This window comes from Pseudomonas sp. UBA7500 (assembly GCF_002478435.1).
Classification (GTDB): domain Bacteria; phylum Pseudomonadota; class Gammaproteobacteria; order Pseudomonadales; family Pseudomonadaceae; genus Aquipseudomonas; species Aquipseudomonas palmensis.
The window spans coordinates 134836-156249 of record NZ_DLNW01000002.1; the positions used below are offsets into that span (position 1 = coordinate 134836).

The following is a 21414-nucleotide window of genomic DNA, read 5'->3' on the forward strand; positions in this document are numbered from 1 at the left end:
CATGAGCGAAGATCGATCGAGCAACGGGCAAAAGTCCTGGCTGGGCAAACTGACCCAGGCTTTTGCCCATGAGCCGAAAAACCGCCAGGAGCTCCTCGAGCTGCTGCGCGAAGCGCACCAGAACAAGCTGCTCGACAGCGAGGCCCTGACCATCGTCGAAGGTGCGATTCAGGTCGCCGACCTGCAGGTGCGCGACATCATGGTGCCGCGCTCGCAGATGATCAGCATCAAGGCGTCGCAGACCCCGCGCGAGTTCCTGCCGGCAGTGATCGACGCCGCGCATTCGCGCTACCCGGTGGTCGGCGAGAGCCACGACGACGTGCTTGGCGTATTGCTGGCCAAGGACCTGTTGCCACTGATCCTCAAGGAGAACGGAGACAGCTTCAACATCAAGGACCTGCTGCGCCCGGCCACCTTCGTGCCCGAGTCCAAGCGCCTGAACGTGCTGCTGCGCGAGTTTCGCGCCAACCACAACCACATGGCCATCGTCATCGACGAATACGGCGGCGTGGCGGGCCTGGTAACCATCGAGGACGTGCTGGAGCAGATCGTCGGCGACATCGAGGACGAGCATGACGTCGAGGAAGACAGCTACATCAAGCCGCTGCCCAGCGGCGACTTCCTGATCAAGGCCCTGACGCCGATCGAGAACTTCAATGCGTTCTTCGACAGCGAGTTCTCCGACGACGAGTTCGACACCGTCGGCGGCCTGGTCATGAGCGCCTTCGGCCACCTGCCCAAGCGCAACGAAACCACCGAGATCGGCCCGTACCGCTTTCGCATCCTCAATGCCGACAGCCGCCGGATTCACCTGCTGCGCCTGACCCCCATCACCCGTTAAGGACAACCATGCGCTGGATCACCCGCCCCGGCTGGCCCGGTAACCTGCTGGCCGTGGCGGCCGGCGCCCTCACCCCGCTGAGCCTGGCCCCGTTCGACATCTGGTCGCTGTCGCTGCTGTCGCTGGCGCTGTTCTACCTCGGCCTGCGCGAGCTGAGCCCGCGCCAGGCGCTGTGGCGCGGCTGGTGCTACGGCTTCGGCCTGTTCGGTGCCGGCACCTGGTGGATCTACGTCAGCATCCACGACTACGGCGGCGCCTCGGCGCTGCTGGCCGGCGGCCTGATGCTGCTGTTCTTCGCCGCCATCGCGTGGTTTTTCGCCCTGCCGGCCTGGCTGTGGGCGCGCTGGCTGCGCCGCCCTGAAGCACCGCTGGCCGACGCCCTGTGCTTTGCCGCCCTGTGGGTGGGCCAGGAGGCGTTCCGCGGCTGGTTTCTCACCGGTTTCCCGTGGCTCTATGCCGGCTACAGTCAGCTGGACGGTCCGCTGGCGGGCCTGGCTCCGCTGGGCGGCATGTGGCTGGTGTCCTTCACCTTGGCCCTGACCGCCGCCCTGCTGTGCAACCTGCATCGCCTGCGCGAGCGCAAGGGCTTCATGGCCATCGGCGCGCTGCTGCTGTTCGCCCCGTGGATCATCGGCCTGGCGCTCAAGGGCCATGCCTGGACCGTGCCTTCGGGCGAGCCGCTGAAGGTCGCGGCAATCCAGGGCAACATCGAGCAGGAACTGAAGTGGGACCCCGAGCAGCTCAACCGGCAACTGGCGCTGTACCGCGACATGAGCTTCAGTTCCCGGCCCGTGGACCTGATCGTGTGGCCCGAAACCGCAGTGCCGGTGCTCAAGGAGCAGGCCCAGGGCTACCTGGACATGATGGGCAGCTTCGCCACTGACCGGCATTCGGCGCTGATCACGGGTGTGCCGGTACGTGAGGTGGTGCACCAGCAGCGGCGCTACTACAACGGCATCACCGTGGTCGGCGAGGGTGACGGCACCTACCTCAAGCAGAAGCTGGTGCCCTTTGGCGAGTACGTGCCCCTGCAGGACATGCTGCGTGGCCTGATCGCCTTCTTCGACCTGCCGATGTCGGACTTCGCCCGCGGCCCCGAAGACCAGGCCATGCTGCAGGCCAAGGGTTACCACCTGGCGCCGATGATCTGCTACGAAGTGGTCTACCCGGAACTGGCCGCCAGCCTTGCCGCCAAGAGCGACATCCTGCTGACCATCAGCAACGACACCTGGTTCGGCAAGTCGATCGGCCCCATCCAGCACCTGCAGATGGCGCAGATGCGCGCGCTGGAAGCCGGGCGCTGGATGATCCGCGCCACCAACAACGGCGTCACCGGCCTGATCGACCCGTTCGGCAAGATCACCGCGCAGATTCCGCAGTTCGAACGCGGCATCCTCTACGGTGAAGTGGTGCCGATGCAGAAACTCACGCCCTACCTGCACTGGCGCTCCTGGCCGCTGACCCTCCTGTGCCTGGGCCTGTTCGGCTGGGCCCTGCTGGCCAGCCGCATTGCCAAGACGGTCTAGTAGAACAGGCGATAACCCAGCAGGCCGACTGCTTCGTTGAGCAGTTGGCCGCTCTGCCACATGGCGCGGCTCTCGGGCATCCAGCCGCCGAACGGGCGTGCATAGGCATGCCCCAGATAGCCAACCGGCGCCGCCACCACGTCGAACCCCGCCTGTTCGAAACTCCACACCGAACGCGGCATGTGCCAGGCCTGGGTGACCACCACCACACGCTTCACGCCCTGCGGCAACAGCAGCGCGGCGCTCATCTGGGCGTTCTCCCAGGTGGTACGGCTCTGCTCTTCGAGCCAGCGTACCGGCACGTCGAAATCGCGCTGCAACGAATCGGCCATCAATCGCGCCTCGCTCGGCGGCGTACCGTAGTGCAGCCCACCGCTGGTCAACAGCGGCAGGCCGCTGGCCTTGGCCAGTTGCGCCGCGTAGCGCATGCGCTCCAGTGCCACGCCGGTGGGCTGGTCGGCCCCACCCCAGGCCGGATCACCGCGCTCGCGCCCGGCGCCCAGCACCACGATCGCGTCGGCCTGGCCGGCCAGCGCCTGCCACTGCTGCGGCGCAAGCGGCGGCACACGCTCCAGCTGGCGCGCCGCGAACTCCACCACCACCGGCAGGCTCATCAGCCACAGCCCGCCCAGGCCGGCGATGAAACACAACAGCGAGGTACGCGGCCAGGACCGGCGCAGCCACCACGCTGCCAGCAGCAGCAACAGCAGCACGCCGGGCGGCAGAATCAGTTGTTTGATGAAATAGCGAAATGGCATCAGGCACCTCCATGGATGCCCAAGGCTACAGACAAACGGCGCCTGGCAACAATGCCGCCAGGCGCCGATCAATGGGAATCATGGTGCCAGTGGCGCACTCCGCCTGCGCCTGATTGTGCCCGGCAACTGCCTATCTATTTGCAGTGCAGCTTTCCGGGCTTTGCCGTGTGGGTGGAACGCGCCGCCTGCTTGAGCCAGACGACCTTGGCCCTGGACGGCGGCTGCGCTTGCTGCATCGCTTCGGCACGACCCGGCGCCCCCTCCGGCAACGACGCCAGATAGGCCCTGATCACGTCGAATTCGGCGCGGCTCAGGCCACGCAGTTCCAGTTCGGCAGGCATTTCATCACGCAATCGAGCGGCCGTACGGGCGACATCCAGGGCAAGCCCCAGGCGATCGAGCAACCGCTCGTAAATCTCCGGCTTCAGTGGTTCCAGCTGCGACTCTCCCATCCGTTCACCTCATTGAAGATAAGATTCATCTCCCCCCACACGTCAGCTTAGCGGCACTCCCAAAACCAGCCCGTTGCCGCGACCAACGGAACGCCGGCCGATCCGGTGCAATCAGGGTTTCCCACGATGGACGGGGGTCATGTATGCTACGGCGTTCACTCTTGACACCGGATTGCCGGGCACAACGGTTTTGAACCAGCCTGGATAAGGTCTCCCATTTCTCAGCGCAAAGTAGCCATGCACGAACTCTATCAGCCCCGCGAAATCGAAGCCGCCGCCCAGTCTTACTGGAACGAGCACCACTCTTTTGACGTCAGTGAACAGCCAGGCAAGGACACCTACTACTGCCTGTCGATGTTCCCTTACCCAAGCGGCAAGCTACACATGGGGCACGTGCGCAACTACACCATCGGCGACGTGATCGCGCGCTACCAGCGCATGCTCGGCAAGAACGTCCTGCAGCCAATGGGCTGGGACGCCTTCGGCATGCCGGCGGAAAACGCCGCGATGAAGAACAACGTGGCACCGGCCAAGTGGACCTACGAAAACATCGATTACATGAAGACCCAGCTCAAGAGCCTGGGCCTGGCGATCGACTGGACCCGCGAGATCACCACCTGCAAGCCGGACTACTACCGCTGGGAGCAGTGGCTGTTCACCCGCCTGTTCGAAAAGGGCGTGATCTACCGCAAGAACGGCACCGTGAACTGGGACCCGGCCGACCAGACCGTACTGGCCAACGAGCAGGTCATCGACGGCCGTGGCTGGCGTTCCGGCGCGCTGATCGAAAAGCGCGAAATCCCGATGTACTACTTCAAGATCACCGCCTACGCCGACGAGCTGCTGGAAAGCCTCGACGAGCTGCCGGGCTGGCCTGAACAGGTCAAGACCATGCAGCGCAACTGGATCGGCAAGTCGCGCGGCATGGAAGTGCAGTTCCCCTACGACCAGGCCAGCATCGGCGAAGCGGGCACGCTGAAAGTCTTCACCACCCGCCCCGACACCCTGATGGGCGCCACCTACGTGGCAGTGGCCGCAGAGCACCCGCTGGCGACCCTCGCAGCCAAGGGCAACCCTGAGCTGCAGGCGTTCATCGACGAGTGCAAGAGCGGCAGCGTTGCCGAAGCCGACGTCGCCACCCAGGAGAAGAAGGGCCTGGCCACTTCGCTGCTGGTCGAGCACCCGCTGACCGGCGAGAAGCTCCCGGTGTGGGTCGCCAACTACGTGCTGATGCACTACGGCGACGGCGCAGTCATGGCCGTACCGGCCCACGACGAACGCGACTTCGAGTTCGCCACCAAGTACAAGCTGCCGATCAAGACCGTGGTGCGCACCAGTGCCGGCGATCAAGTGGGCAGCGAATGGCAGGCCGCCTACAACGAGCACGGCCAGCTGATCAACTCCGGCGCGTTCGACGGCCTGGACTTCCCCGGCGCCTTCGATGCCATCGAAGCCGCCCTGATCACCAAGGGCCTGGGCCAATCCCGCACCCAGTTCCGCCTGCGCGACTGGGGCATCAGCCGCCAGCGCTACTGGGGCTGCCCGATCCCGATCATCCATTGCGACGCCTGTGGCGACGTACCGGTGCCGGAAGACCAACTGCCGGTCATCCTGCCGGAGAACGTGGTTCCGGACGGCGCCGGCTCGCCGCTGGCGCGCCTGCCTGAATTCTACGAATGCAGCTGCCCGAAATGCGGCCAGCCGGCCAAGCGCGAAACCGACACCATGGACACCTTCGTCGAGTCGTCCTGGTACTTCGCCCGTTATGCCTCGCCCAACTACGACCAGGGCCTGGTCGACCCTAAGGCGGCCAACCACTGGCTGCCGGTCGATCAATACATCGGCGGTATCGAGCACGCGATCCTGCACCTGCTGTACGCGCGCTTCTTCCACAAGCTGATGCGCGACGAAGGGCTGGTCACCTCCAACGAGCCGTTCAAGAACCTGCTGACCCAGGGCATGGTCGTGGCCGACACCTACTACCGTGTCGCCAGCAACGGCGGCCAGGACTGGTTCAACCCGGCCGACGTCGAAGTCGAGCTGGATGCCAAGGGCAAGGCCATCAGTGCACGCCTGAAGACCGACGGCCTGCCGGTGATCATCGGTGGCACCGAAAAGATGTCCAAGTCCAAGAACAACGGCGTCGACCCGCAATCGATGATCGAAGCCTACGGTGCCGACACCTGCCGCCTGTTCATGATGTTCGCTTCGCCGCCCGACATGAGCCTGGAATGGTCAGACTCCGGCGTCGAGGGTGCCAACCGCTTCCTGCGCCGCGTCTGGCGCCTGGCCCAGGCCCACGTTGGCCAGGGTCTGCCGGGCAAGCTGGAGCTGGGCAACCTGAACGACGCACAGAAGCTGGTACGCCGTGCCACCCATTCGGCGATCCGCCAGGCCAGCATCGACGTGGGCCAGCACAACAAGTTCAACACCGCCATCGCCCAGGTGATGACCCTGATGAACGTGCTGGAAAAGGCCTCGCAAGCCACCGACCTGGACCGTGCACTGATCCAGGAAGGCCTGGAGACCGTGGCCCTGATACTGGCGCCGATCACCCCGCACATCAGCCACGAGCTGTGGCAGCGCCTGGGCCACACCCAGGCCATCATCGATGCCGGCTGGCCGGCGGTCGACGAAAGCGCGCTGGTGCAGGACACCCTCGAACTGGTCATCCAGGTCAACGGCAAACTGCGCGGGCACATCGAAATGCCGGCCGGCGCCAGCCGTGAAGAAATCGAGGCCGCCGCGCGCAGCAACGAGAACGTACTGCGTTTCACCGAAGGCCTGAGCATCCGCAAGGTCATCGTGGTACCTGGCAAGCTGGTCAATATCGTCGCCAACTGAGAGCAACGGGCGCCTTGATGGCGCCCGCACCGCCTACAAGGTTCAAGGGAGCAACAAGATGATCAAACGCAATCTGCTGGTGATGGGCCTGGCGGTCCTGCTCAGCGCCTGCGGTTTCCAGCTGCGTGGCACCGGTGTCACCGAGCTGAGCCTCAAGGAAATCGACCTGAGCGCGCGCAATGCCTATGGCGAAACCGTGACCCAGCTGCGCCAGGTACTGCAAACCAGCGGCGTCAACGTGCACACAGGTGCGCCGTACAAGCTGATCCTGACCAACGAACAGGAAAACCAGCGCGCGGCCAGCTATGCCGGCGCCGGCCGTTCGGTGGAGTACGAGCTGACCACCGAGCTTAGCTACGAGATCAAGGGCCTGGACAACCTGAGCCTGCTGAACGACAAGATCGAAGTGCAGAAGGTCTACGTGCACGACAGCAACAACCTGACCGGTTCCGATCAGGAAGCCGGCCAGATCCGTGACGAGATTCGTCGCGAGCTGGTGCAGCGCATGGTGCTGCGCCTGCAGCAACTGACCCCCGAGCAGCTCGACAGCCTGCAACAGCAGGCCGATGAGCGGGCCAAGGCCGAAGCCCAGGCGCTTGAAGCTGCACGCCGTGCCCAGGATGCAACCCCCCAGCAATCGCCGCTGGAACTGCCGGCCAACTGAGCCTGAACGGGGCGCTTCGGCGCCCCGTCTATCTGTCCTATGAAGCTCACACCTGCCCAACTGCCCAAACACCTGCAAGGCAACCTCGCACCGGTCTACGTGATCAGTGGCGACGACCCGTTGCTGTGCCAGGAAGCCGCCGATGCGGTGCGCCTGGCGGCTCGCCAGCAAGGGTTCGACGAACGCCAGGTGTTCAGCGCCGACGCCAACTTCGACTGGGGCACCCTGCTGCAGGCCGGTGCCAGCCTGTCGCTGTTCGCGCAAAAGCGTGTGCTGGAGCTGCGCCTGCCATCGGGCAAGCCCGGCGACAAGGGCGCGGCGGCACTGATCGAATACTGTGCGCGCCCGGCCGACGACACCCTGCTGCTGGTCAGCCTGCCCAAGCTTGATGGCAGCGCGCAGAAGACCAAGTGGGGCAAGGCCCTGATCGAAGGCCAGCAGGTGCAGTTCGTGCAGATCTGGCCGGTCGACACCCAGCAGCTGCCGCAATGGATCAACCAGCGCCTGGCCCAGGCCGGGCTCTCGGCCCAGCGTGATGCGGTGGAGCTGATCGCCGCACGGGTCGAAGGCAACCTGCTGGCCGCAGCGCAGGAGATCGAAAAGCTCAAGCTGCTGGCCGACGGCAACACGATCACGGTGGAAACCGTGCAGGCAGCAGTGGCCGACAGTGCACGTTTCGACGTGTTTGGCCTGGTCGATGCGATCCTCAACGGCGAGGCCGCGCATGCGCTGCGCATGCTCGAGGGGCTGCGCGGCGAAGGGGTCGAGCCACCGGTGATCCTCTGGGCACTGGCGCGCGAGCTGCGTGTACTGGCCGGCCTGGCCCAGCAGTTCGCCCAGGGCGTGCCGCTGGACAAGGCGTTCAGCCAGGCTCGCCCGCCAGTGTGGGACAAGCGCAAGCCCTTGATGAGCAAGGCCCTGCAGCGTTACTCGGCGCAACGCTGGGCGCAGCTGCTGCAGGATGCCCAGCGCATCGATGCGCAGATAAAGGGCCAGGCCCAGGGCTCGCCCTGGGTGAGCCTGTCGCGGCTGTCGCTGTTGATGGCGGGGCAGCGGCTGGCATTGCCTGCCGAGTAACCCCCCTGACGGTCAGCACCGGCGAAGCTTCTGGGGGCCGCTGCGCAGCCCATCGCCGGCAATGCCGGCTCTGCCCTTGCCTGCGAGGGGTTCAGCGCCTATATTGCGCCCACACCCATCTGAGCAGGACCTCTGCCATGAGCAAAAAGCCCGCAAAGCACCGGCCCAACAAGGCCAAATCGATCATCGCCCAGCCCTTGTTCCGCAGCCGTCAGGAACCCGCCGGCAAAGGCAAAGGCAGCTACCGCCGCGAAGCCTTCCAATCGAGAGATTGGGAGGCTTCTCACTTTTTGGCCGCATGAAAGCAAGAAACCCACAGGCATGATATGGTCGTCACCTGACCTGAAATACCTGGACCCATGCATGCCCTTATGCCCCTCCCGTCGCCGGCAACTTCGCCAGCTGACCGCAGCTTCCAGCCTTATCCTGCTCGTCGCCTGTGCCGAGCAACCTACCGTCGCCGACACCCTGCCCCTGGCTCCCGCGCAACCTGCCCCGGTGGTCACCCTGCCCACCCCGAACACCGACGCCAGCCCGGAAATCCAGCCTCTGCAGACCTTTGCCCAATGGCAAGCCGGCTTTCGTCAGCAGGCCCTGCAGGCCGGCATCACCCCGGCCACCTTCGACCGCGCGTTCATCGGCATCACCCCCGACATGGACGTGATCAAGGCCGACCGCAGCCAACCCGAATTCACCCGGCCGGTGTGGGAATACCTCGAGGGCGCGCTGTCGCCCCTGCGCGTTCGCAACGGCAAGAAGCTGCTCGACCAGCATGCCGTTCTGCTCAGCCAGCTGGAGCAACGCTATGGCGTGGACCGCAGCGTACTGGTGTCGGTATGGGGCATGGAGAGCAACTTCGGCCAGTTCCAGGGCAGCAAGTCGGTGATCCGCTCCCTGGCCACCCTGGCCTATGAAGGACGCCGCCCGGCATTTGCCCAGGCGCAGCTGATCGCGGCCCTGCAGATCCTGCAGAACGGCGATATCCAGCCCGAGGCCATGCTGGGTTCGTGGGCCGGCGCAATGGGCCAGACCCAGTTCATCCCGACCACCTACAACACCCACGCCGTGGACTTCGACGGCGACGGTCGCCGCGACATCTGGAAGAGCTCGGCCGATGCGCTGGCCTCCACCGCGCACTACCTGCAAAGCTCCGGCTGGAAACGTGGCGAGCCCTGGGGCTTCGAAGTCCAGGTGCCAGGCAGCTTCGACTACTGGCTGGCCGATGGCAGCCTGCGCAAGAGCGTGGCCGAGTGGCAGCAACTGGGTGTGACCCTGCCAGCCGGTGCCCGTGCCCCGGCTGGTACCGAACAGCTGTCGGCCGCCCTGCTGCTGCCGGCGGGCGCCCGTGGCCCGGCATTCCTGGTGCTGGACAACTTCCGCGCGATCCTCAAGTACAACAACTCGTCGTCCTATGCGCTGGCCGTAAGCCTGCTGGCGGAACGCTTCGACAACTCGGGCTTCATTCGCGGGTCGTGGCCCAAGGATGACCTGCCGCTGAGCCGCAGCGAGCGGATCGAGCTGCAGCAACTGCTCAGCGCCAACAATTATGACGCGGGTACCGCAGACGGGATCATCGGCGCCAACACGCGCAAGGCCATCCGCAGTGCGCAGCAGGCGCAGGGCTGGCCGGCCGATGGCTACCCGACGCACAAGCTGCTGGAAAGCCTGCGCAAGCGCTGACAGCGCGACGGCAGGGCCGGCTCCCACAGCCTGTAGGAGCCGGCCTTGCCGGCGAAGAAGCCAGTGAAGCCATCAACAAAAAGGCCCCCGTACCATCGCTGGTACGGGGGCCTTTTTTCAGCCAGTCACACGCCGGTCACAGCTTGATCTTGGCCTCGTGCGCCTGTTGGTCGGCATGGTACGACGAACGCACCAGCGGGCCCGAGGCGACGTTCTTGAAGCCCATCTTGTAGCCTTCCTCGGCGAACCAGGCGAAGGTGTCCGGGTGCACGAAACGCTGCACCGGCAAGTGGCTGCGCGATGGCTGCAGGTACTGGCCCAGGGTCAGCATGTCGATGTTGTGCTCGCGCATGCGATGCATCACCTCGATCACTTCCTCGTCGGTCTCGCCCAGGCCCAGCATCAGGCCGGACTTGGTCGGTACGTGCGGCACCAGCTCCTTGAACTTCTGCAGCAGGGTCAGCGACCACTGGTAGTCCGAACCCGGACGCGCGGCCTTGTACAGGCGCGGCACGGTTTCCAGGTTGTGGTTGAACACATCCGGCGGCTCTTGGGCCGTGATCGCCAGTGCCACGTCCATGCGTCCGCGGTAGTCCGGCACCAGGGTTTCCAGCTGCACGCCCGGCGACAGCTTGCGGATCTCGCGCAGGCAGTCGGCAAAGTGCTGGGCACCGCCGTCACGCAGGTCGTCGCGGTCCACCGAGGTGATCACCACGTACTTCAGGCGCAGGTCGGCGATGGCCACGGCCAGGTTCATCGGCTCGTCGACATCCAGCGCTTTGGGCCGGCCGTGGCCGACGTCGCAGAACGGGCAGCGACGGGTGCAGATGTCACCCATGATCATGAAGGTGGCGGTGCCGCCCGAGAAGCACTCGCCCAGGTTCGGGCAGGAAGCCTCTTCGCACACGCTGTGCAGCTTGTGCTTGCGCAGCAACTGCTTGATGCGGTCGACTTCCGGCGACACCGGGATGCGCACGCGGATCCAGTCAGGTTTTTTCGGCAGTTCCTCGGTCGGGATGATCTTGACCGGGATACGTGCAACCTTTTCGGCGCCACGCAGCTTGACGCCAGCTTCGACCTTGGGCCGTGGGGCCGGGCGCGCGCTGACGTCCTGAGTGGGAATAAGGGTTTGCTGCGGTTCTTGCACAACAGTATTCATATTCAGTCGATTCCGCCCGCAAGGGTCGTCTGCTCAGCATAGTCGAGGTGCTTGACCAGCTGCCCGCGCAGCCTTGCCCTTACCTCGGTGAGTTCGATCGGGCCTGCCTGATCGCGCAGCTGGGTCATGGCCAGCCCCGCATACCCGCAGGGGTTAATCCGGCGGAATGGCGCAAGGTCCATGTCCACGTTCAAGGCAAGGCCATGGAAAGAACAGCCATTGCGAATGCGCAAGCCGAGGGAGGCGATCTTCGCCCCGTCGACGTAGACGCCAGGCGCGTCGGGCTTGGCCGCCGCCTCGACGCCATAACTGCCCAGCAGCTCGATCAGGCAGCGCTCCATGCGGCTGACCAGGTCACGCACGCCAAAGCCCAGGCGGCGTACATCGAGCAACAGGTAGGCCACCAGCTGACCCGGTCCATGGTAGGTCACCTGGCCACCGCGGTCGGTCTGCACCACCGGGATATCTCCCGGCAGCAGCAGGTGCTCGGCCTTGCCGGCCTGGCCCTGGGTGAACACCGGCGGGTGTTCAACCAGCCACACTTCATCGGCCGTGCCCGGGCCACGCTGGTCGGTGAACCGACGCATGGCCTCGAGCACGGCCGTGTAAGGCAGCAGGCCGAGGTCGCGAAAGCCGAGGCTGGCCGACATCAGAGCACCATTTTCACGATTCCGGTCGCGCGCAGGGCACTGTTGATGTTCTGCAACTGGTCTTCACTGGTGGCAATGATGTGCAGCTGCACCGTGGTGTACTTGCCTTCCTTGCTCTGGCGCTCGGCCAGGGTCTTGAGGTCGACCTCGGCATATTTCTTGAGAATCTCGATCACCGTGTCCCTGAAATGGACCACGGTGTCGCCGATTATCTTGATCGGGTAATCAGCGCAGGGGAATTCGATCTTGTGCGACTTGACGTCTGGTTCGGTCATGGCAGTAACGGCCTCGTAAGCCGTGGCAACAACAATGCCCCCGCGTGAGTGTGCGGGGGCATGGCAGGTCACGATATCAGTTGAACAGCCCGTAGAAGAATAGCCGAATGCTATCCCACGCACGACGCAGGAAACCACCTTCCTCCACGTCGTCCAGCGCGATCAGGTCGGCGCTGTGTACCACATTGTCATCCAGTTTGACTTCCACTTTACCGATCACGTCACCTTTGGCGATGGGCGCGGTCAGCTGCGGGTTCATGGTCATGCTTGCAGCCAGCTTCTTCAATTGGCCTTTAGGCAAAGTCATGCTCAGGTCTTCGGCAAGACCTGCCTTGACCTGGGCTGTCTTGCCCTTCCACACCGGCGCCTGGGCCAGTTCGGTGCCCTTCTGGTAGAAGGTCTGGGTCTCGAAGAAGCGGAAACCGTAGGTCAGCAGCTTCTGGGTTTCGGCAGCGCGCGATTGCTCGCTGTTGGTACCGAACACCACGGCGATCAGGCGCATGCCGTCACGTACTGCCGAGGACACCATGCAGTAGCCCGCCTCGTCGGTGTGGCCGGTCTTCAGGCCGTCGACGGTCTTGTCGCGCCACAGCAGCAGGTTGCGGTTGGGCTGCTTGATGTTGTTCCAGAAGAATTCCTTTTGCGAGTAGATCGCGTAGTGCGCCGGATCCTCGTGGATGATCGCCCGTGCCAGCACCGCCATGTCGTGCGCCGAGGAGTAGTGCTCGGGGTTCGGCAGGCCGGTGGGGTTCATGAAGTGGCTGTTGCTCATGCCCAGGTCGGTGGCAGTCTTGTTCATCATGTCGGCGAAGGCGTCTTCACTGCCGGCGATGTGCTCGGCCAGGGCGACGCTGGCGTCGTTGCCGGACTGGATGATGATGCCGTGCAGCAGGTCGCTGACGCTGACCTGGGTGCCGACCTTGATGAACATGCGCGAACCGCCGGTACGCCAGGCGTTTTCGCTGACGGTGACCGGATCGTTCTCGCCGATCTGCCCGCGACGGATGTCCAGGGTGGCGATGTAGGCGGTCATCAGCTTGGTCAGGCTCGCCGGAGGCAGGCGCTGGTCGCCATTGTTCTCGACCAGGATGTTGCCGCTGGAGGCTTCCATGAGCACGTAGGACTTGGCTGCCAGTTGCGGCGGCGACGGCATCATCTGCTCTGCCGCGAAAGCGGCAGGAGCGATCATCAGCGGTACAAGCAGGCAAAGGCGTTTGGCAAAGCTGGTTATGTTCATCCGTCTCTCGAAATGGCTATTGGGCTCATGCCCTCGCGGGCAAAACGTATTCCAGGCGCTGGGCCTGGCGAGCAAAACGGCCATTGTACATGGCTGCTCTGCCCGACTGCATGACAAACCGATCAGTCCCCCCGATCAGTCTGCCGTGACGACTTTGGGTTGCCCCAGGTTGGCCAGGCGCACGCTGTCCTGCATCTGCTGGGCCTCGCCCTGGCTGTTGATCGGCCCCAGGCGCACGCGGTGCAGGGTCTGCTGGTTGCGCACGATGGAACTGATGAACACCGGCGCGCTGACCATGCCGCTGAGCTTGGAGCGCAGCAGTTCGGCCGCATCCGGGTTGGCGAACGCGCCGACCTGCAAGTAAAGACCATTGCTGGCCGGCCCGCTGCCGTTGTTGGCAACCTGCACCGGCACCACGGCCGCCGCGTGCTGCTGCGGCGGCGGGGTCCATTGCTCGACGGTGCCGGTACTGGCCGGCAGCGGCTGGGTCTGGGCCACCTGGGGCTGGTTGAGCACCATCGGCGCCTGCTGACCACGCTGGGCCCACCATTGCTGCGGGTCGATGCCCTCGACGCGCACCCGGGCGGTACCGGTTTCGGCGTAGCCGAGCTTCTTGGCCGCGGCGTAGGACAGGTCGATGATGCGGTCCGAATAGAACGGACCACGGTCGTTGACCCGCAGGATCACGCTGCGCTGGTTGTCCAGGTTGGTCACCTTGACGTAGGCCGGCAGTGGCAGGGTCTTGTGCGCCGCACTCATGCCGTACAGGTCGTACACCTCGCCATTGGCGGTGTTCTGCCCGTGGAACTTGGTGCCGTACCACGACGCCGTACCCTCGGCGCGGTAATTGCGCGAGTCCTGGATCGGGAAGTAGGTCTTGCCCAGCACCGTGTAGGGGTTGGCCTTGTAGTTGCCGGTGTGCACCGTTGGGGTGGCGTCGGGGATCTTCGAGACATCCACGTCCCACCACGGCGCGCCGTCCTTGTGGGCCCGGTTGATGTCCAGGCCCGGCTTGGCGCGAACCACGTTGCTGCCACCTTGCGGCGTCGGGCGGCTGGAGGAGCAGCTGACCAGCAACAGGCCCAGGGCCGCGCAACCGATCAGTTTGAGAGATGTGTCAGTAAACAGTACGCGCATTACCTGGCGCCCCTTGCCTGGACCAGCTGATCCGAGAGTTGATGTACCGCCATGGCGTACATCACGCTGCGGTTGTAGCGAGTGATCGCGTAGAAATTCTTCAGGCCCAGCCAGTATTCCGGGCCGTTGTCGCCTTCGAGCCGGAAGGCGGTGACCGGCAGATCATCGCGCAGCGCATCATGACTCGACCAGCCCAGTGCCCGCAACTGCGCGACGGTCTTGACCGCCTCGATACCCGGGCTCAGGCCCTCGTCGACACGTTCGCCACGCACCTGGGCGCGGCTGACCACGCCCTCGCCGGCCACCCAGCCATGGCGCTTGAAGTAGCTGGCCACGCTGCCGATGGCATCGTCCGGGTTGGTCCAGATATTGATGTGGCCGTCGCCGTCGAAGTCCACGGCATAGGCGCGAAAGCTGCTGGGCATGAACTGCGGCAGGCCCATGGCGCCGGCGTACGAGCCCTTGAGGGTCAGCGGGTCGACCTGCTCTTCGCGGGCCAGCAGCAGGAACTCGCGCAGCTCCTTGCGGAAGAACTCGGCCCGCGGCGGGTAATCGAAGCCCAGGGTCGACAGCGCGTCGATCACCCGGTAATTGCCGGTGTTGCGGCCAAAGAAGGTCTCCACGCCGATGATCGCCACGATCACCTGGGCAGGCACGCCGTATTCCTTTTCGGCGCGCGCCAGGGTGGCCTCGTGCTGGCGCCAGAAGTCCACACCGCGGGCGATGCGCGCGTCGGTGATGAACATCGGCCGGTATTCCTTCCACGGCTTGACCCGCTCGGCCGGGCGCGAGATCGCATCCAGGATCGACTGCTTGCGCTGCGCCTCGCGAAACACCGCCATCAGTTGCTCGCCGGCAAAGCCGTAGTCGCGGGTCATCTCGCCGACGAACTCGGCCACCTGGGGCGAGCCGTCATAATCGGCGGCACTCGCCTGCTGACCTGGGGCCAGCAGCCCCAACAGCCCGACCCAGGGGGCACAGCGAGCCACCCAGCCACGCATTGCTTGCATTGAATTGTTCACCTTATTCAAACCTGCGCGATCCATTTGCGGTGCGTGTGGATCGACATCAAAACCCCAAACGCTGACAGCAGCGTCACGAGCGAAGTTCCGCCATAGCTGATGAAGGGCAGCGGCACGCCCACCACGGGCAACAGGCCGCTCACCATACCGATATTGACGAACACGTATACGAAGAAGGTCATGGTCAGGCTGCCGGCCAGCAGCTTGCCGTACAGCGTCTGCGCCTGGGCCGTGATCACCAGGCCGCGACCGATCAGCAGCAGGTAGATCAGCAGCAGCGCGCAGATGCCCACCAGGCCGAATTCCTCGCCGAGCACGGCGATGATGAAGTCGGTGTGGCTCTCGGGCAGAAAGTCCAGGTGCGACTGGGTGCCGAGCAGCCAACCCTTGCCGAATACCCCACCCGAGCCGATCGCCGCCTTGGACTGGATGATGTTCCAGCCGGTGCCCAACGGGTCGCTTTCCGGGTCGAGGAAGGTCAGCACGCGCTGCTTCTGGTAGTCGTGCATGACGAAGAACCACATCGCCACCGCCACCGGCACTGCCGCCGCCAGCACGCTGAGGATCCAGCGCCAGCGCAGCCCGCCCATGAACAGCACGAACGCGCCCGAGGCCAGAATCAGCAACGCGGTGCCCAGGTCGGGCTGGCGCACGATGAGAATGAACGGCACACCGATCAGGATCAGGCTGATCATCACGTGCTTGAGGTGCGGCGGCAGGGTGCGCTTGGCCAGGTACCAGGCGATGGTCGCCGGCATGATGATCTTCATGAACTCCGACGGCTGGAAGCGGATCACCCCGGGGATGTTGATCCAGCGCGTGGCGCCCATGGCGTTGTGGCCCATCACGTCCACCACCACCAGCAGGATCACCCCGCCGACGTACGCCAGTGGCACCCAGCGCGCCATGAAGCGTGGCTCCAGCTGGGCGATGACGAACATCGACACCAGGCCCAGGCCGAACGAGGACGCCTGCTTGAGCAGCATGTCCCAGTTCTTGCCGCTGGCCGAATACAGCACGAACAGGCTGCCGGCGGCCAGGGTCAGCAGCAGCACCAGCAGCGGGCCGTCGACGTGGATGCGCTGCAGGAAGCTGGCGCGGCGGCGCATCACGTCCTCGCTGGAGAGCATGCGATCGAAATTACTCTTCACTGGCCGTTTCCTGCGCGGTTGTAGGGTTGGCTGGCGGGGCGGCCGGGGTGGTCACCGACACATTGGTCGGGGCGCCCGCGGGGTTGGCGTATTCAGGCTTGAGGCGACCGTTCTGGTCGAGCAGCCAGGCGTCCATCACCTGGCGCACCACGGGGGCGGCCACGCCGGAGCCGGACTCGCCGTTCTCGACCATCACCGACACCACGATCTTCGGGTTTTCGGCCGGGGCGAAGGACACGAACAGGGCGTGGTCGCGGTGACGCTCCTGCACCTTGTTGCGGTCATACTTCTCGCCCTGCTTGATCGCGACCACCTGCGCAGTACCACTCTTGCCGGCGATGCGGTACTGCGCGCCGATGGCGGCCTTGCGCGCGGTACCACGGGCACCGTGCATCACCATCTCCATGCCGTGGGTGACCCTGTTCCAGTCGGCCTTGTCACGCAGCACGATGTCTTCCATCGGGTTCTCGTCCACCGGGCGCACGCCCTCGACGGTCTTGGCCAGGTGCGGGCGGTTCCACTTGCCCTTGCTGGCGATCAGCGCGGTGGCCTGGGCCAGTTGCAGCGGCGTGGCCTGCATGTAGCCCTGGCCGATGCCGAGGATCAGTGTCTCGCCGGGGAACCAGGCCTGGCGCCGGGTCGCGCGCTTCCAGTCACGCGACGGCATCAGCCCGGAGGATTCCTCGAACATGTCCAGCGCGACCTTCTGGCCGATGCCGAAGCGGTTCATGTAGGCCGAAAGCCGGTCGATGCCGACCTTATGCGCCAGGTCGTAGAAATAGGTGTCGTTGGAACGCATGATCGCCGTGTCGAGGTCGACCCAGCCATCGCCGGTGCGGTTCCAGTTGCGGTACTTGTGGTCATAGTTGGGCAGTTGGTAGTAGCCCGGGTCGAACACTCGCGAGGTGGCCGTGACCGCGCCGGTGTCCAGGCCGACGATGGCCACTGCCGGCTTGATCGTCGACCCCGGCGGGTACAGGCCGCGCAGTACGCGGTTGAACAGCGGGCGGTCGATCGAGTCGCGCAGCTCGGCATAGGCCTTGAAGCTGATGCCGGTGACGAAGGGGTTGGGGTCGAAGCTCGGCTGACTGACCATCGCCAGCACTTCACCTGTGTTCGGGTCGAGCGCCACGATCGCGCCACGACGACCGCCCAGCGCCGCTTCGGCGGCTTCCTGCAGCTTGATGTCCAGACTCAGGACGATGTCCTTGCCGGGGATCGGATCGGTACGCTTGAGCACCCGCAGCACCCGGCCACGGGCGTTGGTCTCGACCTCTTCGTAGCCGACCTGGCCATGCAGCTCGGCTTCGTAGAAGCGCTCGATACCGGTCTTGCCGATATGGTGGGTGCCACTGTAGTTGACCGGGTCGAGGGACTTGAGCTCTTTTTCGTTGATGCGCCCCACATAGCCGACCGAATGCGCAAAGTGCGCACCCTGCGGGTAATGGCGTACCAGCTGCGCCGCCACCTCCACACCCGGCAGACGGAACTGGTTCACCGCTATCCGGGCGATCTGCTCTTCGGTCAGCTCGAACAGGATCGGTACCGGCTCGAAGGGCCGACGCCCCTGGCGCATGCGTTTTTCGAACAGTGCCCGGTCGTCCTCGGTCAGCTCCAGCACCTCGACGATGGAATCGAGCACCTGCTGCCAGTCACCGGAACGCTCGCGGGTCATGGTCAGGCTGAAGCTTGGCCGGTTGTCGGCGACGATCACCCCGTTGCGGTCGAAGATCAGCCCGCGTGTCGGCGGGATCGGCTGCACATGCACCCGGTTGTTCTCCGACAGCGTGGAGTGGTAGTCGTACTGAATGACCTGCAGGTAGTACAGCCGGGCGATCAGCACGCAAATCAGCAGCACGATCGCGACTGCGCCGACCACGACGCGGCTACGCACCAGGCGGGCGTCTTTCTCGTGGTCCTTGAGGCGAATCGGCTGCGACATTGAAAAGGCTTACGACTATTTGTGGTAAGGGTGCCCGGACAACACGGTCCAGGCGCGGTACAGCTGTTCGCCGATCAGTATCCTTACCAACGGGTGCGGCAAGGTCAGCGGCGACAGCGACCAGCGCTGCTCGGCCCGCGCACAGACTTCCGGCGCCAGCCCTTCGGGGCCGCCGACCATGAAGTTGACGGTACGCGAGTCGAGGCGCCAGCGGTCCAGTTCGACCGCCAGCTGTTCGGTGCTCCACGGCTTGCCGTGCACCTCGAGGGTGACGATACGCTCGCCCGGCTGGACCTTGGCCAGCATGGCCTCGCCCTCCTGACGGATCAGGCGGGCAACGTCGGCATTCTTGCCGCGCGTGTTGAGCGGTATCTCCACCAGCTCCAGGGACAGCTCCGAAGGCAGGCGCTTGGCATATTCATGCCAGCCGTCCTCGACCCATTTGGGCATGCGCGAGCCGACCGCGATCAGACGCAGACGCACGGGGCTACCTTATTCCTGGTCTTTGTTGAGCTTGGCGAAGTGCTCGTGGGTGTGCTCCGGGCTGTGGTGCTTGCCATCGGCGGCACGGCTCTGCTCGGCACCTTTCCACAGGCGCTCCAGGTCGTAGAACTGACGGGCCGAGGCGGTCATCATGTGCACGATGACGTCGTCCAGGTCCAGCAGCACCCAGTCGCTGTCGCCCTTGCCTTCTTCGCCCAACGGACGAACGCCCTTCTCCTTGACCATCTGGCGGACCTTGTCCAGCATCGCGCTGATCTGGCGGTTGGAGGTACCGGTGGCGATGATCATGTAGTCGGTGATGCTCTGCTTGTCGCGAACGTCGATGACCAGGACGTCCTGGGCCTTGACGTCTTCAAGGGCAGCTACCGCGACCTTGACCAGCTCTTCGCCTTTAATCATTTCTTGCTTGCTCATATAAAACTCATTCAACTCGTAGGTATGAGGCGCCGTTGGCGCACTCAGTTCGGCACACGGTACAGGCCGTGCGCATCGATATAGGCCAGTACTGCGTCCGGCACCAGAAACCGCACCGACTTGCCGCTGGCCAGCAGCTGTCGGATCTGCGTGGCCGACACCGACAAGGGTGTCTGCCAGACGAATGCTATGTGCCCGGCCGGCCCCTGCAGGGCTTGCGGGTCACTCACCGAACGTGCGGCCAGCAGGTTGCGCAGGGCATCCGGCGACTCGACGTCGGCATCCGGGCGCTGAAGCACCAGGATATGACAGTGTTGCAACAACTCTTCCCAGCGATGCCAGCTCGGCAGGCCGCAGAATGCGTCCCAGCCCAGCAGCAGGAACAACTGGTCGTCAGCGGCCATTTCGGCGCGCATCAGCTCCAGCGTATCGATGGTGTAGGACGGCTTGTCCCGGGCCAGCTCACGCGCATCGACGCTCAGCAGGGGCACGCCCTCGACCGCGCGCTCGACCATGGCCAGGCGATCCTGCGCCGACACCTGCGGCATGTCGCGGTGCGGCGGGCGCGCATTGGGCATCAGGCGCAGTTCGTCCAGCGTCAGCACCTCGGCCACCTCCAGCGCACTGCGCAGGTGACCGATGTGCACCGGATCGAACGTGCCGCCGAGCACGCCGATGCGCCGGGCGGGCGACGGCGTGGCAGCAACGGCGAGCGGGCTGTGCTCGGCCAAGGTCAGAACGACTCCTGACCGCGCAGCTGGCCGTCACCGATCACCACATACTTCTCGCAGGTCAGCCCTTCCAGGCCGACCGGGCCGCGTGCGTGCAGCTTGTCGGTGGAAATGCCGATCTCGGCCCCCAGGCCGTACTCGAAGCCGTCGGCAAAGCACGTCGGGGTGTTGATCATCACGGACGAGGAGTCGACCTCGGCGGTAAAGCGCCGGGCCTGACCCTGGTGTTCGGTGACGATCGAATCGGTATGGTGCGAACCATAGTGGTTGATGTGCTCGATGGCCGCATCCAGGCCATCGACCACGCGAATCGACAGAATCGCCGCCAGGTACTCGGTGCTCCAGTCGTCTTCGCTGGCCGGCAGTGCCTCGATGATCTGCCGGGTGCGCTCGCAGCCTCGCAGCTCCACGCCCTTGTCGCGAAACTGGCTGGCCATCGCCGGCAGGAACGCCGCGGCGACCGACTGGTCGACCAGCAGGGTTTCCATGGCGCCGCAGATGCCGTAGCGATAGGTCTTGGCGTTGAAGGCGATGCGTTGGGCCTTGTCCAGCTCGGCGTGCTCGGCCACGTACACGTGGCAGATGCCGTCCAGGTGCTTGATCACCGGTACCCGTGCGTCGCGGCTGACCCGTTCGATCAGGCCCTTGCCGCCACGGGGCACGATCACGTCGACGTACTCGGGCATGCTGATCAGCGCGCCCACCGCCTCGCGGTCGGTAACCTCGACCACCTGCACCACCGCCGCGGGCAGGTCGGCCTCGGCCAGGCCGCGCTGGATGCAGGCGGCAATGGCACGGTTGGAATGAATGGCTTCGGAGCCGCCACGCAGGATGGTGGCGTTGCCCGACTTCAGGCACAGGCTGGCAGCGTCGATGGTCACGTTGGGGCGCGACTCGTAGATGATGCCGATGACGCCCAGCGGTACGCGCATCTTGCCGACCTGGATGCCGGAGGGGCGATAGCTCATGTCGCGGATGGCACCGACCGGGTCCGGCAGGCTGGCCACCTGGCGCAGGCCGACGATCATGCCGTCGATGCGGGCCGGGGTCAGCGCCAGGCGCTCGAGCATGGCCGGCTCCAGACCATTGGCGCGACCGGCAGCCAGGTCCAGTTCGTTGGCGGCACCCAGCTCGGCGCGGGCGGCGTCCAGGGCATTGGCGGCAGCGTGCAGGGCGCGGTTCTTCTGCGCGGTGCTGGCGCGGGCAATCACGCGCGCGGCCTCACGGGCGGCGCGACCCAGGCGGGTCATGTAGTCAAGAACGGACTCAGTCATGGGCTCAGTGTCTTGGCGGAGGGGAAAATCGGCTGATTATAACTGTCATGCAGGTATACGCCCAGCGGTGTCAGGC

21 protein-coding genes are annotated in these 21414 nt (G+C 65.0%); 7 read left to right on the forward strand and 14 right to left on the reverse strand.

What is annotated here, in order from left to right; translation table 11 throughout:
- The first annotated feature begins 1 nt into the window (after position 1).
- A complete protein-coding gene (locus tag B4I46_RS02085) occupies positions 2-841 on the forward strand; it encodes an HlyC/CorC family transporter (protein ID WP_043863890.1) in 840 nt (279 codons plus the stop codon).
- Between the two features lie 8 nt (positions 842-849).
- Entirely contained in the window at positions 850-2367 is a 1518-nt protein-coding gene (lnt, locus tag B4I46_RS02090; RefSeq protein WP_043863891.1) for an apolipoprotein N-acyltransferase, read from the forward strand.
- On the opposite strand, the gene B4I46_RS02095 is transcribed toward lnt, so the two are convergent.
- Both B4I46_RS02095 and B4I46_RS02100 read right to left on the reverse strand, forming a co-directional pair.
- Positions 2364-3125: a YdcF family protein gene (locus B4I46_RS02095; RefSeq protein ID WP_043863892.1), complete on the reverse strand. Its 762-nt coding sequence runs from the start codon at positions 3123-3125 to the stop codon at positions 2364-2366. The genes lnt and B4I46_RS02095 overlap by 4 nt on opposite strands.
- A 134-nt stretch (positions 3126-3259) precedes the next feature.
- Complete coding sequence (locus B4I46_RS02100) at positions 3260-3577, reverse strand: hypothetical protein (protein WP_043863893.1); 318 nt, start codon at positions 3575-3577, stop codon at positions 3260-3262.
- A gap of 237 nt (positions 3578-3814) precedes the next feature.
- On the opposite strand from B4I46_RS02100, the gene leuS reads away from it, so the two are divergent.
- The 5 genes from leuS (at position 3815) to B4I46_RS02125 (ending at position 9842) form a co-directional block, all read left to right on the forward strand.
- Positions 3815-6421, forward strand: a complete 2607-nt coding sequence (leuS, locus tag B4I46_RS02105) for a leucine--tRNA ligase (protein ID WP_054916346.1) — start codon at positions 3815-3817, stop codon at positions 6419-6421.
- 58 nt (positions 6422-6479) lie between these two features.
- The gene (gene lptE, locus B4I46_RS02110; protein WP_054916345.1) at positions 6480-7085 is read left to right on the forward strand and encodes an LPS assembly lipoprotein LptE; all 606 of its coding nucleotides are present in this window, start codon (positions 6480-6482) and stop codon (positions 7083-7085) included.
- A gap of 39 nt (positions 7086-7124) precedes the next feature.
- On the forward strand, positions 7125-8162 hold the full coding sequence (gene holA / locus B4I46_RS02115; RefSeq protein ID WP_058540594.1) for a DNA polymerase III subunit delta: 1038 nt from the start codon (positions 7125-7127) through the stop codon (positions 8160-8162).
- A 137-nt stretch (positions 8163-8299) separates the two neighbouring features.
- Complete coding sequence (arfA, locus tag B4I46_RS02120; protein ID WP_054916343.1) at positions 8300-8464, forward strand: alternative ribosome rescue factor ArfA; 165 nt, start codon at positions 8300-8302, stop codon at positions 8462-8464.
- 61 nt (positions 8465-8525) lie between these two features.
- Positions 8526-9842: a lytic murein transglycosylase gene (locus B4I46_RS02125; RefSeq protein WP_043863897.1), complete on the forward strand. Its 1317-nt coding sequence runs from the start codon at positions 8526-8528 to the stop codon at positions 9840-9842.
- Positions 9843-9978: 136 nt separating this feature from the next.
- Here the strand turns inward: B4I46_RS02125 and lipA are convergent, their stop codons facing one another.
- The 12 genes from lipA to B4I46_RS02185 all read right to left on the reverse strand — a co-directional run bounded on the left by lipA (position 9979) and on the right by B4I46_RS02185 (position 21338).
- Complete coding sequence (gene lipA, locus B4I46_RS02130) at positions 9979-11001, reverse strand: lipoyl synthase (protein WP_043863898.1); 1023 nt, start codon at positions 10999-11001, stop codon at positions 9979-9981.
- A gap of 2 nt (positions 11002-11003) precedes the next feature.
- Positions 11004-11651 carry a lipoyl(octanoyl) transferase LipB gene (gene lipB / locus B4I46_RS02135; RefSeq protein WP_043863899.1) on the reverse strand — a complete coding sequence of 216 codons (648 nt, stop codon included), beginning with the start codon at positions 11649-11651 and terminating at the stop codon, positions 11004-11006.
- Entirely contained in the window at positions 11651-11926 is a 276-nt protein-coding gene (locus B4I46_RS02140) for a DUF493 domain-containing protein (RefSeq protein ID WP_043863900.1), read from the reverse strand. The genes lipB and B4I46_RS02140 overlap by 1 nt, the downstream gene beginning before the upstream one ends.
- A gap of 76 nt (positions 11927-12002) precedes the next feature.
- Positions 12003-13163: a D-alanyl-D-alanine carboxypeptidase family protein gene (locus B4I46_RS02145; RefSeq protein WP_043863901.1), complete on the reverse strand. Its 1161-nt coding sequence runs from the start codon at positions 13161-13163 to the stop codon at positions 12003-12005.
- Between the two features lie 135 nt (positions 13164-13298).
- Positions 13299-14300, reverse strand: a complete 1002-nt coding sequence (locus B4I46_RS02150) for a septal ring lytic transglycosylase RlpA family protein (RefSeq protein WP_043863902.1) — start codon at positions 14298-14300, stop codon at positions 13299-13301.
- On the reverse strand, positions 14300-15310 hold the full coding sequence (mltB, locus tag B4I46_RS02155) for a lytic murein transglycosylase B (protein ID WP_043863903.1): 1011 nt from the start codon (positions 15308-15310) through the stop codon (positions 14300-14302). Before mltB ends, B4I46_RS02150 begins: the two co-directional genes overlap by 1 nt.
- A gap of 17 nt (positions 15311-15327) precedes the next feature.
- Positions 15328-16431: a rod shape-determining protein RodA gene (gene rodA / locus B4I46_RS02160; RefSeq protein ID WP_043863944.1), complete on the reverse strand. Its 1104-nt coding sequence runs from the start codon at positions 16429-16431 to the stop codon at positions 15328-15330.
- Positions 16432-16462: 31 nt separating this feature from the next.
- Complete coding sequence (gene mrdA, locus B4I46_RS02165) at positions 16463-18415, reverse strand: penicillin-binding protein 2 (protein WP_258660164.1); 1953 nt, start codon at positions 18413-18415, stop codon at positions 16463-16465.
- 15 nt (positions 18416-18430) lie between these two features.
- On the reverse strand, positions 18431-18898 hold the full coding sequence (gene rlmH, locus B4I46_RS02170; protein ID WP_010222895.1) for a 23S rRNA (pseudouridine(1915)-N(3))-methyltransferase RlmH: 468 nt from the start codon (positions 18896-18898) through the stop codon (positions 18431-18433).
- A 9-nt stretch (positions 18899-18907) separates the two neighbouring features.
- On the reverse strand, positions 18908-19333 hold the full coding sequence (rsfS, locus tag B4I46_RS02175) for a ribosome silencing factor (protein WP_088514344.1): 426 nt from the start codon (positions 19331-19333) through the stop codon (positions 18908-18910).
- A 44-nt stretch (positions 19334-19377) separates the two neighbouring features.
- Positions 19378-20064 carry a nicotinate-nucleotide adenylyltransferase gene (gene nadD / locus B4I46_RS02180; protein ID WP_043863906.1) on the reverse strand — a complete coding sequence of 229 codons (687 nt, stop codon included), beginning with the start codon at positions 20062-20064 and terminating at the stop codon, positions 19378-19380.
- Positions 20065-20066: 2 nt separating this feature from the next.
- The gene (locus B4I46_RS02185) at positions 20067-21338 is read right to left on the reverse strand and encodes a glutamate-5-semialdehyde dehydrogenase (RefSeq protein ID WP_043863907.1); all 1272 of its coding nucleotides are present in this window, start codon (positions 21336-21338) and stop codon (positions 20067-20069) included.
- Positions 21339-21414: the final 76 nt, after the last annotated feature.

Excerpts from the sequence above, each read along its gene's own strand:
- rsfS (WP_088514344.1), bottom strand. The coding sequence starts at position 19,333 with ATGAGCAAGCAAGAAATGATTAAAGGCGAAGAGCTGGTCAAGGTCGCG.
- B4I46_RS02145 (WP_043863901.1), bottom strand. The coding sequence starts at position 13,163 with ATGAACATAACCAGCTTTGCCAAACGCCTTTGCCTGCTTGTACCGCTG.
- mrdA (WP_258660164.1), bottom strand. The coding sequence starts at position 18,415 with ATGTCGCAGCCGATTCGCCTCAAGGACCACGAGAAAGACGCCCGCCTG.
- B4I46_RS02140 (WP_043863900.1), bottom strand. The coding sequence starts at position 11,926 with ATGACCGAACCAGACGTCAAGTCGCACAAGATCGAATTCCCCTGCGCT.
- B4I46_RS02185 (WP_043863907.1), bottom strand. The coding sequence starts at position 21,338 with ATGACTGAGTCCGTTCTTGACTACATGACCCGCCTGGGTCGCGCCGCC.
- holA (WP_058540594.1), top strand. The coding sequence starts at position 7,125 with ATGAAGCTCACACCTGCCCAACTGCCCAAACACCTGCAAGGCAACCTC.
- B4I46_RS02150 (WP_043863902.1), bottom strand. The coding sequence starts at position 14,300 with ATGCGCGTACTGTTTACTGACACATCTCTCAAACTGATCGGTTGCGCG.
- lnt (WP_043863891.1), top strand. The coding sequence starts at position 850 with ATGCGCTGGATCACCCGCCCCGGCTGGCCCGGTAACCTGCTGGCCGTG.
- B4I46_RS02085 (WP_043863890.1), top strand. The coding sequence starts at position 2 with ATGAGCGAAGATCGATCGAGCAACGGGCAAAAGTCCTGGCTGGGCAAA.
- leuS (WP_054916346.1), top strand. The coding sequence starts at position 3,815 with ATGCACGAACTCTATCAGCCCCGCGAAATCGAAGCCGCCGCCCAGTCT.
- lipA (WP_043863898.1), bottom strand. The coding sequence starts at position 11,001 with ATGAATACTGTTGTGCAAGAACCGCAGCAAACCCTTATTCCCACTCAG.
- B4I46_RS02125 (WP_043863897.1), top strand. The coding sequence starts at position 8,526 with ATGCCCTTATGCCCCTCCCGTCGCCGGCAACTTCGCCAGCTGACCGCA.
- lptE (WP_054916345.1), top strand. The coding sequence starts at position 6,480 with ATGATCAAACGCAATCTGCTGGTGATGGGCCTGGCGGTCCTGCTCAGC.
- B4I46_RS02095 (WP_043863892.1), bottom strand. The coding sequence starts at position 3,125 with ATGCCATTTCGCTATTTCATCAAACAACTGATTCTGCCGCCCGGCGTG.
- arfA (WP_054916343.1), top strand. The coding sequence starts at position 8,300 with ATGAGCAAAAAGCCCGCAAAGCACCGGCCCAACAAGGCCAAATCGATC.
- rodA (WP_043863944.1), bottom strand. The coding sequence starts at position 16,431 with ATGCGCCGCCGCGCCAGCTTCCTGCAGCGCATCCACGTCGACGGCCCG.
- lipB (WP_043863899.1), bottom strand. The coding sequence starts at position 11,651 with ATGTCGGCCAGCCTCGGCTTTCGCGACCTCGGCCTGCTGCCTTACACG.
- B4I46_RS02100 (WP_043863893.1), bottom strand. The coding sequence starts at position 3,577 with ATGGGAGAGTCGCAGCTGGAACCACTGAAGCCGGAGATTTACGAGCGG.
- mltB (WP_043863903.1), bottom strand. The coding sequence starts at position 15,310 with ATGCAAGCAATGCGTGGCTGGGTGGCTCGCTGTGCCCCCTGGGTCGGG.